This is a genomic window from Streptomyces sp. CB02923 (assembly GCF_001905005.1).
GTDB lineage: Bacteria > Actinomycetota > Actinomycetes > Streptomycetales > Streptomycetaceae > Streptomyces.
The window spans coordinates 921,879-934,990 of the sequence record NZ_LWKZ01000024.1; the positions used below are offsets into that span (position 1 = coordinate 921,879).

The window sequence follows — 13,112 nt, forward strand, 5'->3', positions numbered from 1 at the left end:
GGCCAGCACAGCCCCCGCCACCGCGACAGCACACACAGCCCCAGCAGCCCGAACACGTTTGGTCATGCCTGCGCTCCTCTCCGCATCCATAGCCGCACCATACGACCGCAATACGCCACAATCCCCCCTCAAGCCGCGCATCCGGCCGACACCACCACCCCGGGTGCCCGGAACACGATCCACTCACGCACAGGGACGGGCCGGTGAACCACAACGGCGGGAAACCCGGCCCGCCGCGCAGGGGCGGACCACCCGGCCCAACGCGCACAACCCGCACCCCCACCAGCCCAAACCCCCACGCCGGCGCAGTCGGCATTGTGACCTTCACCGCTTACCCCGATGGGGGTGGGCAGCCTGGTTACCCGCAAGTAGCATGAGACACGTGACGCGCCCCCCGGGCGCGCCCGCAGCAGTGCCACCCCGCACCTGGAGGAGAGCCAACGTGCCTCGTACCGCTAGGGACGTCGTCTTCGTCGACGGCGTCCGCACCCCGTTCGGCAAGGCGGGCCCGAAGGGCATCTACCACGAGACCCGCGCCGACGACCTGGTCGTCAAGTGCATCCGGGAGCTGCTGCGCCGCAACCCGGACCTCGACCCGGCCCGTATCGACGAGGTCGCCCTCGCCGCCACGACCCAGATCGGCGACCAGGGCCTGACCCTGGGCCGTACCGCCGGCATCCTCGCCGGCCTCCCGCAGTCCGTCCCCGGCTTCTCCGTGGACCGGATGTGCGCCGGTGCCATGACCGCCGTGACGAGCATCGCCGGCGGCGTCTCCTTCGGTGCGTACGACATCGCCGTGGCCGGCGGCGTCGAGCACATGGGCCGCCACCCCATGGGCGAGGGCGTCGACCCCAACCCCCGCTTCGTCTCGGAGAAGCTGGTCGACCAGTCCGCCCTCTTCATGGGCATGACGGCGGAGAACCTCCACGACCGCCTCCCCCACCTCACCAAGCAGCGCGCCGACGCCTACGCGGTCCGCAGCCAGGAGAAGGCCGCCAAGGCGTACGCCGACGGCAAGATCCAGGCCGACCTGGTGCCGATCTCGGTACGCCGTACCAACGCGGAGGCCGGCGAGACCGGCTGGGGCCTGGCGACCGCCGACGAGCCGATGCGACCGGGCACGACCCTCGAAAACCTGGCGGGCCTCAAGACGCCCTTCCGCCCGCACGGCCGCGTCACCGCCGGCAACGCGGCGGGCCTGAACGACGGCGCCACCGCCTCCCTGATCGCCGCCGAGGACGTGGCCCGCGAGCTGGGCCTGCCCGTCAAGATGCGCCTGGTGGACTACGCCTTCGCGGGCGTCGAGCCCGAGGTCATGGGCATCGGCCCGGTCCCGGCGACCGAGAAGGCGCTGGCCAAGGCCGGCCTCTCGATCGACGACATCGGCCTGTTCGAGATCAACGAGGCGTTCGCCGTCCAGGTGCTGTCGCTGCTCGACCACTACGGCATCGCGGACGACGACCCGCGCGTCAACCAGTACGGCGGCGCCATCGCCTACGGTCACCCCCTCGCCTCCTCCGGCGTGCGTCTGATGACGCAGCTGGCCCGGCAGTTCGAGGAGCAGCCGCAGGTCCGTTACGGCATCACCACCATGTGCGTCGGCTTCGGCATGGGCGGCACGGTCATCTGGGAGAACCCGCACTTCGAGGGAGCAGGCAAGTGAGCTCGACTACAGAACTGCTGAAGGGCGCGGCCGAGCTGTTCCCCGACGAGGTCGTCACGCAGGCGCACGTACGGCACCTGGAGCTGCCGGGCGCCGGCACCTTCGCGCTGATCACGCTGGACAACGGCCTGGACCACACCAAGCCGACCACCTTCGGCCCGCAGTCGCTGGCCAACCTCGACGCCGCGATCGACCAGGTCGAGGCGGAGGCCCAGGACGGGAAGATCACCGGCGTCGGCATCACCGGCAAGCCGTTCATCTTCGCCGTCGGCGCCGACCTCAAGGGCGTCGAGCTGCTCAAGCGGCACGAGGACGCGCTGGCCATCGGCAAGGGCGGCCACGACGTCTTCAAGCGGCTGTCCGGCCTGGCCGTGCCGACCTTCGCGTACTACAACGGCGCGGCGATGGGCGGCGGCGTCGAGGTCGGCCTGCACTGCACGTACCGCACCGTCTCGAAGGCGCTGCCCGCCTTCTCGCTGCCCGAGGTCTTCCTCGGCCTGGTGCCCGGCTGGGGCGGCTGCGTCCTGCTGCCGAACCTGATCGGCGCCGACCGCGCGGTCTCGGTGATCATCGAGAACTCGCTCAACCAGAACAAGCAGCTCAAGGGCCGGCAGGTCTACGACCTCGGCATCGCCGACGCGCTCTTCGAGGGCGTCGACTTCCTGGAGCAGTCGCTGCTGTGGACCGCCTCGGTCCTCAAGGGCGACACCGAGGTCGTACGGACCGAGCTCGACCGCGGTGAGGCGTGGGACCAGGCCGTCCAGCGCGGCAAGGCCGTCGCGGACAGCAAGGTGCACGGCGCCGCCCCGGCCGCCTACCGCGCGCTGGACATCATCGCCGCCGCCAAGAACGGCGACCTGCGCCAGGGCTTCGACGCCGAGGACCAGGCCCTCGCGGACCTGATCATGGGCGGCGAGCTGCGCGGCGGCATCTACTCGTTCAACCTGGTGCAGAAGCGCGCCAAGCGTCCCGCCGGTGCCCCCGACAAGGCGCTGGCGCGCCCGGTGACCAAGGTGGGCGTGGTCGGCGCGGGCCTGATGGCCTCGCAGCTCGCCCTGCTGTTCGCGCGCCGTCTGGAGGTGCCGGTGGTCCTCACCGACATCGACCAGGCCCGGATCGACAAGGGCGTCGGGTACGTCCACGGCGAGATCGACAAGCTGCTGCTCAAGGGCCGCGTCAACCAGGACCAGGCCAACCGCCTCAAGGGCCTGGTCAGCGGCCACCTCGACAAGGCCGCCGCGTTCGGCGACGCGGACTTCGTCATCGAGGCCGTCTTCGAGGAGATGGGCGTCAAGCAGCAGGTGTTCGCCGAGGTCGAGGCGGTCGTGCCGGCGCACGCCATCCTCGCCACCAATACCTCGTCCCTCTCGGTCACCGAGATGGCGTCCAAGCTCAAGCACCCCGAGCGGGTCGTGGGCTTCCACTTCTTCAACCCGGTCGCGATCCTGCCGCTGCTGGAGATCGTGCGCGCCGAGAAGACCGACGACGCGGCGCTGGCCACCGCCTTCTCCGTCGCCAAGTCGCTGAAGAAGACGGCCGTGCTGGTCAAGGACGCCCCGGCGTTCGTGGTCAACCGCATCCTGACCCGCTTCATGGGCGAGATCCAGAACGTCATCGACGAGGGCACCCCGGTGGCGACCGCCGAGAAGGCCGTCGAGCCGCTCGGCCTGCCGATGTCGCCGCTGGTGCTGCTGGAGCTGGTCGGCCCGGCGATCGGCCTGCACGTCTCCGAGACGCTGCACGGCGCCTTCCCGGAGCGCTTCACCGTCTCGCCGAACCTGGCCGCCGTGGTCAAGGCCGGCAAGCGCGGCTTCTACGTCTACGACTCCGGCAAGCCGGAGCTGGACCCGGAGGTCGCCGCCCTCCTCGAACAGGGCGACTCCGTCCTGACCGAGGAGCAGGTCCGCGACCGCGTCCTGGACGCCGTCGCGCAGGAGATCGGCCTGATGCTGGACGAGGGCGTGGTCGCCGAGGCGCAGGACATCGACCTGTGCCTGATCACCGGCGCGGGCTGGCCCTTCCACCTGGGCGGCATCACGCCGTACCTGGACCGTGAGGGCGTCTCCGAGCGCGTCAACGGCAAGAAGTTCCTGGCCCCGGGCGTGGCGAGCGTGCCCGCCTAAGGCTCGGACGAGCGCCGCACCGGCTGCCCTGGTACCGCTGTTCGCAGTGGTACCAGGGCAGCCGTATGTCCTCGGTGGCATCAGGACGCAGCCGTATGCCCTCAGTGGCACCAGGACGCAGCCGTATGCCCTCAGTGGTGCCAGGGCAGCCGTACGGGCTCGGACGGCATCCGGCCGGCGCGGACGTCCGCGAGCAGCGGCGGCAGCCCGTACGGGAAGACGGTCTCCGCCGTCGTCGCCAGCTCGTCCACCGGCCACCAGCGGTGATCCGTGATGGAGGCGCTCTCGTGGTCCTTGAAGCCGCTGGTGTCGACCGTGTACGGGGCGACGCGGTGCAGGAAGAACACGTCCTCGAATTCGCCGCTCGCCCAGGGCAGTTCGGCGTACCCGGAGGTGCGGGCGACCAGCGGTCCCAGCGCGTCGGGCGCCACCCGCAGCCCGGTCTCCTCCGCCAGCTCCCGGGCCGCCGCCGCGCGCAGGGACTCGCCTTCCTCCACACTGCCGCCGGGCGTGAACCAGCAGTGCCCGGCCGCCGGGCAGGCAGGGTCCAGGAAGCCGCGGAAGAGCAGCAGACTGTCGTCCGTGCCGAGCAGCAGGACGCGGGCGGAGCGGCGTATCCGGGTGGGCACGTCTTCGGTGGAAACTGTCACGGTTTCAGGCATCCGTTCAGCGTACGGCCCCGGACCGCACCCGTACCCGCATCCGGCCGCTCGGCGGCCTCACCCGGCCCCGTCCGCACGGCGGTTCATACGGCTGTGCCCGCGCCCGTACGCGAAGTACACGACGAAGCCGATGAGCATCCAGACGCCGAAGCGCAGCCAGGTCTCCGCGGGCAGGTTGAGCATCAGCCACAGCGAGGCGAGCACCGACAGGGCCGGGACCAGCGGCACCAGCGGCGTACGGAAGGAGCGGGGCAGGTCCGGGCGGGAGCGGCGCAGGATGACGACACCGAGCGCCACCACGACGAACGCGAAGAGGGTGCCGATGTTGACCAGTTCGGCCAGCTCGTCGATCGAGGTGAACCCGGCGACGACGGCAACGACGGTACCGAGCACGACGGTCGAGCGGTACGGGGTGCCGAAGCGCGGGTGGACCTGCGAGAACACCTTCGGCAGCAGGCCGTCGCGGCTCATCGCGAAGAAGACCCGGCTCTGGCCGAGCAGCAGGATCATGCAGACCGAGGTCAGGCCGACGGCCGCGCCGAAGCTGATCAGCCCGGCCCAGAACGGGTGCCCGACGGACTTGAACGCGTCGGCGAGCGGGGCGTCCGTGGACAGTTCGCTGTACTTCTGCATCCCGGTGACGACGATCGACACGGCGACGTACAGCACCGTGCAGATGGCGAGCGAGCCGAGGATGCCGCGCGGTACGTCGCGCTGCGGCAGGCGGGTCTCCTCGGCGGCGGTGGCGACGATGTCGAAGCCGATGAAGGCGAAGAAGACGACCGCGGCGGCCGCGAAGACGCCCATCACTCCGAAGTCCGCCGGGGTGAAGCCGAAGACGATCTGGGAGAGCGGCGCCGCGAGCCCGTCGCTGCCCCCGGTGGCCCGGCTCGGCGGGATGAACGGCTCGTAGTTGGCGCCGGTGATGAAGAAGGCGCCCGCGATGACGACGAGCAGCACGACGGTGACCTTGATGCCGACGATCACCGTGGTCACGCGGGACGACAGTTTCATGCCGATGACGAGGATCGCCGTCAGGACCAGTACGAGGACGCACGCGAGCAGGTCGAACCCGAAGGTGCCCTCGTGCGTACCGGACAGTCCCTGCGGCAGGTGGGCCCCGGCGGTGTCCAGCAGTGAGCGGACGTAGCCGGACCAGCCCACGGCGACCACCGCGCAGCCCAGCGCCAGCTCCAGCACGAGGTCCCAGCCGATGATCCAGGCGGGCAGCTCGCCGAGGGAGGCGTAGGAGAAGGTGTACGCGGAGCCGGCCACCGGCACGGTCGAGGCGAACTCCGCGTAGCAGAGCGCGGCCAGCGCGCAGACCACGCCGGCGACGACGAAGGAGAGGGCGACGGCCGGGCCCGCCGTCTCCTTGGCGATCTTGCCGGTGAGGACGAAGATGCCGGTCCCGATGACGACGCCGACGCCGAAGACCGTCAGGTCGAGGGCGGAGAGGGACTTCTTGAGCGCGTGCTCCGGCTCCTCGGTGTCCCGGATCGACTCCTCGACCGACTTGGTGCGGAACATGCCGTCACGGCGTCCCCGGCCACCGCCCGCGCCGTTCCCGCCGCCTCTCGCACTCCCGCCGCCGCGGTCCGGTCCGTTTCCCGCGCCCCGCTGTGTGCTGCTCATGGGCCAACCTCCGCCTGGACGACCGTCGCGACTCGTGAACTGACCGAGTCTGCGCAATGGTCGGGACGAGTACGGTGCGGCGGGCCTGTGCGCGGCGGGGATTCACCCGATGGTACGGATGGGTGGATATGCCGACGGGCCGGTGGTTGCACCCGTTCGGGTGGCCCACCGGCCCATCGTAGGACCGTTCAACGACGTTTGTGCACTCGTGAACGTCGGGAGGAACCGGCCGCGCCGGTTCCTCCCGTGGTTTCCGGACCGTGATTTCCGGACCATGGTTTCCGGACTGTCGTCGCCGTCAGTCGCGGGCGGCCTCGGCCCGCTCGGCACCGTCCGCCGCGGCCACGGACTCCGCGGCGTCCACGGAGCGGTCGGCGCCCTCGTACCGGCCGTCGATCTTGGAGACGAGCCCGGTCACCTGCCGGGCGATGTCCGGCGCGGTGAGCCCGATCTCGGCCAGGATCTCCTTGCGGGAGGCGTGGTCGAGGAAGCGCTCCGGGATGCCGAAGTCGCGCAGCGGCACATCCACCCCCGCGTCCCGCAGCGCCTGCGCGACGGCGGAGCCGACACCGCCCGAACGGCTGTTGTCCTCGACGGTGACCACGACGCGGTGCCCGTCGGCCAGGCCCGGCAGCGCCGCGTCGACCGGCTTGACCCAGCGCGGGTCCACGACCGTCGTCGAGATGCCCTGCTTGTCGAGCAGGTCGGCGATCTCCAGGCACATCGGCGCCAGCGCGCCCACCGACACCAGCAGCACGTCGGGCCGCTCGACGCCCGTACCGGGCTCGCGCAGCACGTCCATGCCGCCGACCCGGCCCACGGCCTCGACCGCCGGGCCGACCTTGCCCTTCGAGTAGCGCACCACGGTCGGCGCGTCGTCGACCTCGACGGCCTCGCGCAGCTGGGCGCGCACCTGGTCGGCGTCGCGCGGCGCGGCGATCCGCAGGCCCGGGACGACCTGGAGGAGCGACATGTCCCACATGCCGTTGTGCGAGGCGCCGTCGTCGCCCGTGACACCCGCCCGGTCCAGGACGAAGGTGACACCGCACTTGTGCAGCGCCACGTCCATCAGGACCTGGTCGAAGGCGCGGTTGAGGAAGGTCGCGTACACCGCGAAGACCGGGTGCAGGCCGCCGGTGGCCAGGCCGGCCGCCGAGACCGCCGCGTGCTGCTCGGCGATGCCCACGTCGTAGACCCGGTCCGGGAACGCCTTCGCGAACTTCTGGAGGCCCACCGGCTGGAGCATCGCGGCCGTGATCGCCACGATGTCCTCGCGCTCCCGGCCCAGTGCGACCATCTCGTCACCGAAGACGGAGGTCCAGCTCGCGCCGCCGGAGGCCACCGGCAGGCCGGTGTCCGGGTGGATGACGCCGATACCGTGGAAGCGGTCGGCCTCGTCCTGCTCGGCGGGCTTGTAGCCGCGGCCCTTCTCCGTGAGGCAGTGCACGATGACCGGACCGCCGAAGCGCTTGGCGCGCTGGAGCGCGGACTCCAGGGCCTCGATGTCGTGCCCGTCGATCGGCCCGACGTACTTCAGCCCCAGGTCCTCGAACATGCCCTGCGGCGCGATGAAGTCCTTCAGGCCCTTCTTCGCGCCGTGCAGCGTCTCGTACAGCGGCTTGCCGACGACCGGGGTGCGCTCCAGCAGGTCCTTGCCGCGCGCCAGGAAGCGCTCGTAGCCGTCCGTCGTGCGCAGGGTGGCCAGGTGGTTCGCCAGGCCGCCGATGGTCGGCGCGTACGACCGCTCGTTGTCGTTGACGACGATCACCAGCGGGCGGTCCTGGGCGTCGGCGATGTTGTTCAGCGCCTCCCAGGCCATGCCGCCGGTCAGCGCGCCGTCCCCGATGACCGCGACGACATGATCGTTTTTGCGCAGCACCTGGTTGGCCTTGGCCAGGCCGTCGGCCCAGCCCAGGACGGTGGAGGCGTGGCTGTTCTCGATGACATCGTGCGGCGACTCGGCGCGCGAGGGGTAGCCGGACAGGCCGCCCTTGGTCCGCAGCCCGGAGAAGTCCTGCCGGCCGGTGAGCAGCTTGTGGACGTAGGACTGGTGCCCGGTGTCGAAGAGGACCCGGTCTCTGGGCGAGTCGAAGACCCGGTGCATGGCGATGGTCAGCTCGACCACACCGAGGTTGGGGCCGAGGTGCCCGCCGGTCTTGGAGACGGCGTCGACGAGGAAGGTACGGATCTCCCCCGCCAGCTGCTCCAGCTGCTCCGGTCCTAGTCGGTCCAGATCGCGCGGTCCCTTGATACGGGTCAGCAGCGCCACCCGTGCCTCCTTGCTGTCGAGCTGGTTCGAGCGATTCATGCCGCTTCGTGCAGATTCGCCTGGTTGTAGCTGGCCTGGCTGGTCGAGCTTGCCGGTCCGCCGATTCTAATGTTCCGCCTGCGGCGGCGGAGAACGGGCTGTGCGATGTATGTCACGCGGATGGCCGTTCTACGGCTCCGCCCCCACGGAGGCCGTGACCTTCGGCCGAAAACCTGCCCCCGGGCTCGTATACGACCCCGCGAAACGCGGCTGCCGACGGCCTGGCAGCCCGCTCCGGCCCGACCGGGCGGGCTGCCGCCGCCACGGCCCGGGGAACGCGGGACGCGGCGGCTTCGGGGCCGCCCCTCCGAAACCGTCGCCCATGGAACGACCGCCACGGCGCCACCTTGAGACACCCCGGTCACGCTGCGTGACCCGGCCGGGATGCCGCAGGCTGCCGCAGTTGCCACGGTCGCTGCCTCAGCCGAAGGAGTCGCCCAGCGCGGTGCCGCACAGCAGCAGTGCCACTTTCTCACGGTGGTCGGCACCGGACTTCGCGGCGAGATCCCACCCGCTCGGCGTGGGGGGGGAGGAGGTCGGGGTGGATCGGGAGACCGGACACGACGGTGACGTCCGACTCCACGGCGCGCGCCTGCGGCAGGAACGCGCGCAGGCGGCAGCGGCAGGGACGGCGCCACCTCGGCGGTCAACACCAGCTGGTGCACTTTTGACTTCTCCAGTCCTGCGGAAGGCGCGAACGCGGCGGTTCAGGCCGCCGTCTGCCGCACCAGGCTCATGGGCCGCATGTCGGTCCAGTGGACATTGATGCAGGCGAGGCACGCCGCACGGCCCGCGACGGCCGTGTGGGCCAGCTCGCTGATGCCGTACGGCACGGACGTGGCCCGTACCCGTTTGACGACCTCGGGCGCGGCCAGGCGCGCCAGCACGTCCCGCAGTCCGCGTAGAACTGGGCGCCGAAGAACGCCTCGTCCATGAAGACCTCGTTCACGTCGCGGCAGACGATGCTCACCGCCCAGCTGGCGATGCTCGAATTGAACAGCTCCGCAGACTTTTTGTACTCGGTGGTGTTCCCGGTGGTGTCCCCGGTGATTGCGCATCCGCGGCTGCTTCCTCCCTCTCCTTCCGGCGCTGACCGCGCGACCGTCCGGCCTTGTCCCCGGACCGGGATCGGGATCGGAACGTGTCCGCGGTACGGCCGGGTGGAGTTTTCTCCACCCGGAAGACGGGATGTGGCGCCCGTGCGCGCCCCGGGCCCCTGCCGCTTGACTGGCGGCACGCCGTGGACACGACCGTGCACGGATCCCAAGGCCGAGGAGGAGAAGTGCCCGTCACCGGAGTCGGCGTCGGCGTCGAGCAGGCCGTGACACTGAGCGCGGTGGCCAGGCTGTACGGCCGCGGCAACAGCAAGGTCCCCGCCCTGCGCGGTGTGCACTGTGCCTTCGCCCGCGGGTCGTTCACCGCGGTGATGGGCCCCTCGGGGTCGGGCAAGAGCACCTTGCTCCAGTGCGCGGCGGGCCTGGACCGCCCCACCTCGGGCCGGGTGTTCATCGGCACGACCGACATCAGCGCGCTGTCCGAGACGGAGCTGACCAGGCTGCGCCGGGAGCGGATCGGTTTCGTCTTCCAGTCCTTCAACCTCATGCCGTCGCTGAACGCGCGCAAGAACGTGGCCCTGCCGATGCGGCTGGCCGGGCACCGCCCGACCCGCGCCCAGGTGGACACCGCGCTCCAGCAGGTGGGCCTCGGCGACCGGGGCGCCCACCGGCCGGCCGAGATGTCCGGCGGCCAGCAGCAGCGGGTGGCCATCGCCCGTGCCCTGATCAGCCGGCCCGACGTGCTGTTCGCCGACGAGCCGACCGGCGCGCTGGACACCAACACCAGCCGTGAGGTGCTGGGCCTGCTGCGGTCCGTGGTGGACCAAGCAGGGCAGACGGTGGTCATGGTCACCCACGACCCGGTCGCCGCCTCCTGGGCGGACCGGGTGCTCTTCCTGTCCGACGGTGCGGTGCACGGCGAACTGACGGCTCCGACGGTGGCCACGGTGAGCGAGCACATGGCACGGCTGGGTGGCTGACGCATGCTGTCCATCGCTCTTTCCACCCTGCGCACCAGATGGGCGCTGTTCACCGGCACCTTCATCGCGCTGGCGCTCGGCGTCGCGCTGATCGCCAGTACCGGTCAGGTCCTCGACGCCACCCGGGGCTCCTCGAAGCCCGGCAGCCCCGGGCGTTACGACGCGGCGGCCGTCGTGGTCCGGGCCGGCCAGTCCTTCACGGTCGGCTTCGGCACCGGCGGCGGCGCGTACGACCAGCGCCAGACCGCCACCACCCCGCACCGCCTCGACAACGCGCGGCGGACCGCCGAAGCGGTCCGCGGGGTGCCCGGTGTACGGCAGGCCGTCATCGACCGTTCGCTGCCCGCCCAGGTGGTGACCGCCGACGCCGGTGACTCGGCCGACCGCCCGGTCGGCCACGGCTGGTCCAGCGCCCAGCTCACCCCGTTCCGTCTCACCCAGGGCCGCGCGCCCACCGGCGACGACCAGGTGGTGCTCGCCGCCTCGCTGGCGCAGCGCGCCGGGGCGGCCGTCGGTGACCAGGTCCCCGTGGTGACCCCGCAGGGCCGCCGGGAGATGACCGTCGCGGGTATCGCGGCTCCGCCCGGCAAGGGCGGGGTGCCCGGTGAGGCCACCGTCTTCTTCGCCGACGCCACCGCACAGCGGCTGTCGGCCGACCCGGACCGTGCCGACGCGGTGGCCGTGCTCGCCGAGCCGGGCACGTCGGCCACGGAACTCGCCGGCCGGATCACGGCCGTACTGCCGGACAAGTCCCTCAAGGCCGGGACCGGCGCCGCCAAGGGCGGTGACCTGGCCGCCGCCGCACGTACCGCGGCACTCGGCGACGTCGCCACTCTGCTCGCCGTCATGGCGGTGATCGCCGGCTTCGTGTCGGTCTTCGTGGTGTCGGGCACCTTCGCCTTCGCCATCGCCCAGCGGCGCCGGGAACTGGCCCTGCTGCGCACCGTGGGTGCCGCTCCGCCGCAGGTGCGCCGCATGATCATGGCGGAGTCCGCGGTGCTGGGCGCCGTCGCCTCGGCCGCGGGCTGCGCCATCGGGATCGCCGGCGGGCGGCTGCTCGCCTCGGTGCTGTCCTCCTTCGGCATGGCGCCCAAGGACTTCGAGGTGCCCGCGTCCCCGCCGATCCTGCTGATCAGCTTCTTCGTCGGGCTCGGCGTGGCGCTGCTCGGCGTGTTCGCCGCCTCCCGCCGGGCCGCGAAGGTCCGCCCGGCCGAGACCATGCGGGACTCCGCGGTGGAGACCCGGGTGATGACGACGGGCCGCTGGATCACCGGCTCGGTGTTCCTGGGCGTGTCACTGCTGCTGCTGATCATGCTGCCCCAGGCGGGCGGCGACGGAGCCGTGGTGATCTCGCTGGTGCTGACCGAGATCCTGGTCGTGACGATGGTGGCCTTCTCGCCGCTGCTCGTTCCGCCGCTGGTCCGGCTGGCGACCTTCCCGCTGGCCGCGGTCACCCGCGTCACCGGCTCGCTGGCCGGCGACAACGCCCGCGCCGCGGTACGCCGGACCGCCTCGGCCGCCGCGCCCATCCTCGTCACGGTGGCCGTCGCCGGGTCCATCATCGGCGTCACCGACGCGAGTTCGGCGACCGCCGTCGCCGACGCCCGTAAGCACCTGAAGGCCGACGTGGTGGTCACCTCCGGCGGCGGGGTGGGCCTGCCCTCCGCCGCGGTGCGCGAACTGGCCTCGGCGCCCGGCGTCCAGGCCGCCTCGCCGGTCTCCGAGACCAGCGGTTTCCTCGTCGGCTCCCGTTACGTCATGTCGAGCGGCATCGGCGCGGTCGACCCGAAGAACCTGTCCGGCGCTCTTCGGCTGGACCCGGTCAAGGGGTCGCCGGGCGATCTGCGCGGCGACACGGTGGCGGTGACGAAGCTGGTGGCCGGGCAGCTGGGCTGGCGGACGGGCGACGAGGTCGATGTCTACCTCGCCGACGCCACGAAGGTCCGGGTGAAGGTCGCCGCGGTGCTCAGTTCGTCGGCAGGGCTGCCCCCGGTGCTGTTCCCGCAGGACACGCTGGCCCGGCACGCGCCCGGCACGATGGCGAACGCCGTCTACCTGTCGCTGGCGCCGGGTGCCGACCGCGCCGCCGCGACGGCCGCCGCCCAGAAGGTCGCGGACGGGTACGGCGCGACGGCGCAGGAACGGGACCAGTGGCTGGCGCAACGCGCCTCCGCCGCGCAGGAGGAGGGCCGCATCCTGGTCCTGGTGCTGCTGGGCATGGCGATGCTCTACACCGGTATCGCCATCGCCAACACGCTGGTCATGGCGGCCGGGGAGCGGGCCGAGGGCATCACGCTGATGCGCAAGATCGGCGCGACCCGCGGGCAGGTGCTACGCACCGTCGTGTGGGAGACGCTGACCGTGGTGGTCGTCGGCGGGACCCTGGGCGTGCTCGCGGACGGAGTGACGATGCTCGGGATGAGCCGGGCGCTGTCCGAGTCCGGCGAGGGCGCCGAGTTCCCGGTGCCGTGGCTGGAGATGGGTTCGGTGCTGGCCGGCTGTCTGGTCGTCGCCCTGCTCGCCACGCTCGTACCCACCCTGCTCCAGCTGCGTTCCGCCGGCCGCGCCGCCGACGAGGACGAGGACGAGGCGCCCAGCACGCGGGAACCGGTGCTGACGGGCGTGGGATGAGCCGCCTGTCCCCTCCGGACCGGCCGGTCCGGCAGCCCGCGCCCCTCGCGCGGAA

Annotated in this window: 8 protein-coding genes; 4 read left to right on the top strand and 4 right to left on the bottom strand. The window is 71.8% G+C overall.

Features of this window, described 5'->3' with window-relative positions; genetic code table 11:
• The first annotated feature begins 442 nt into the window (after positions 1 to 442).
• Both A6A06_RS27245 and A6A06_RS27250 read left to right on the top strand, forming a co-directional pair.
• Positions 443 to 1,663, top strand: coding sequence for a thiolase family protein (locus tag A6A06_RS27245; RefSeq protein ID WP_073764203.1), 1,221 nt, complete (start codon positions 443 to 445; stop codon positions 1,661 to 1,663).
• Positions 1,660 to 3,786, top strand: a complete 2,127-nt coding sequence (locus tag A6A06_RS27250; RefSeq protein ID WP_073764205.1) for a 3-hydroxyacyl-CoA dehydrogenase NAD-binding domain-containing protein — start codon at positions 1,660 to 1,662, stop codon at positions 3,784 to 3,786. The genes A6A06_RS27245 and A6A06_RS27250 overlap by 4 nt, the downstream gene beginning before the upstream one ends.
• A 131-nt stretch (positions 3,787 to 3,917) precedes the next feature.
• Here A6A06_RS27250 and A6A06_RS27255 read toward each other — a convergent pair whose 3' ends face one another.
• The 4 genes from A6A06_RS27255 to A6A06_RS27270 form a co-directional block, all read right to left on the bottom strand.
• Complete coding sequence (locus tag A6A06_RS27255; protein WP_073764207.1) at positions 3,918 to 4,448, bottom strand: NUDIX hydrolase; 531 nt, start codon at positions 4,446 to 4,448, stop codon at positions 3,918 to 3,920.
• A 57-nt stretch (positions 4,449 to 4,505) separates the two neighbouring features.
• Positions 4,506 to 5,978, bottom strand: a complete 1,473-nt coding sequence (locus tag A6A06_RS27260) for an amino acid permease (protein ID WP_073764209.1) — start codon at positions 5,976 to 5,978, stop codon at positions 4,506 to 4,508.
• 403 nt (positions 5,979 to 6,381) lie between these two features.
• A complete protein-coding gene (gene dxs, locus A6A06_RS27265; RefSeq protein WP_199931227.1) occupies positions 6,382 to 8,352 on the bottom strand; it encodes a 1-deoxy-D-xylulose-5-phosphate synthase in 1,971 nt (656 codons plus the stop codon).
• 746 nt (positions 8,353 to 9,098) lie between these two features.
• A complete protein-coding gene (locus A6A06_RS27270; RefSeq protein ID WP_073764213.1) occupies positions 9,099 to 9,278 on the bottom strand; it encodes a hypothetical protein in 180 nt (59 codons plus the stop codon).
• Between the two features lie 395 nt (positions 9,279 to 9,673).
• Between A6A06_RS27270 and A6A06_RS27275 the strand changes: the two genes are divergently transcribed.
• Entirely contained in the window at positions 9,674 to 10,426 is a 753-nt protein-coding gene (locus A6A06_RS27275; RefSeq protein ID WP_073764215.1) for an ABC transporter ATP-binding protein, read from the top strand.
• A 3-nt stretch (positions 10,427 to 10,429) separates the two neighbouring features.
• Positions 10,430 to 13,057 carry an FtsX-like permease family protein gene (locus A6A06_RS27280; protein WP_073764217.1) on the top strand — a complete coding sequence of 876 codons (2,628 nt, stop codon included), beginning with the start codon at positions 10,430 to 10,432 and terminating at the stop codon, positions 13,055 to 13,057.
• Positions 13,058 to 13,112: the final 55 nt, after the last annotated feature.

Coding starts and splice junctions, on each gene's coding strand:
- A6A06_RS27255 (WP_073764207.1), bottom strand. CDS start 4,448: ATGCCTGAAACCGTGACAGTTTCCACCGAAGACGTGCCCACCCGGATA.
- A6A06_RS27260 (WP_073764209.1), bottom strand. CDS start 5,978: ATGTTCCGCACCAAGTCGGTCGAGGAGTCGATCCGGGACACCGAGGAG.
- A6A06_RS27280 (WP_073764217.1), top strand. CDS start 10,430: ATGCTGTCCATCGCTCTTTCCACCCTGCGCACCAGATGGGCGCTGTTC.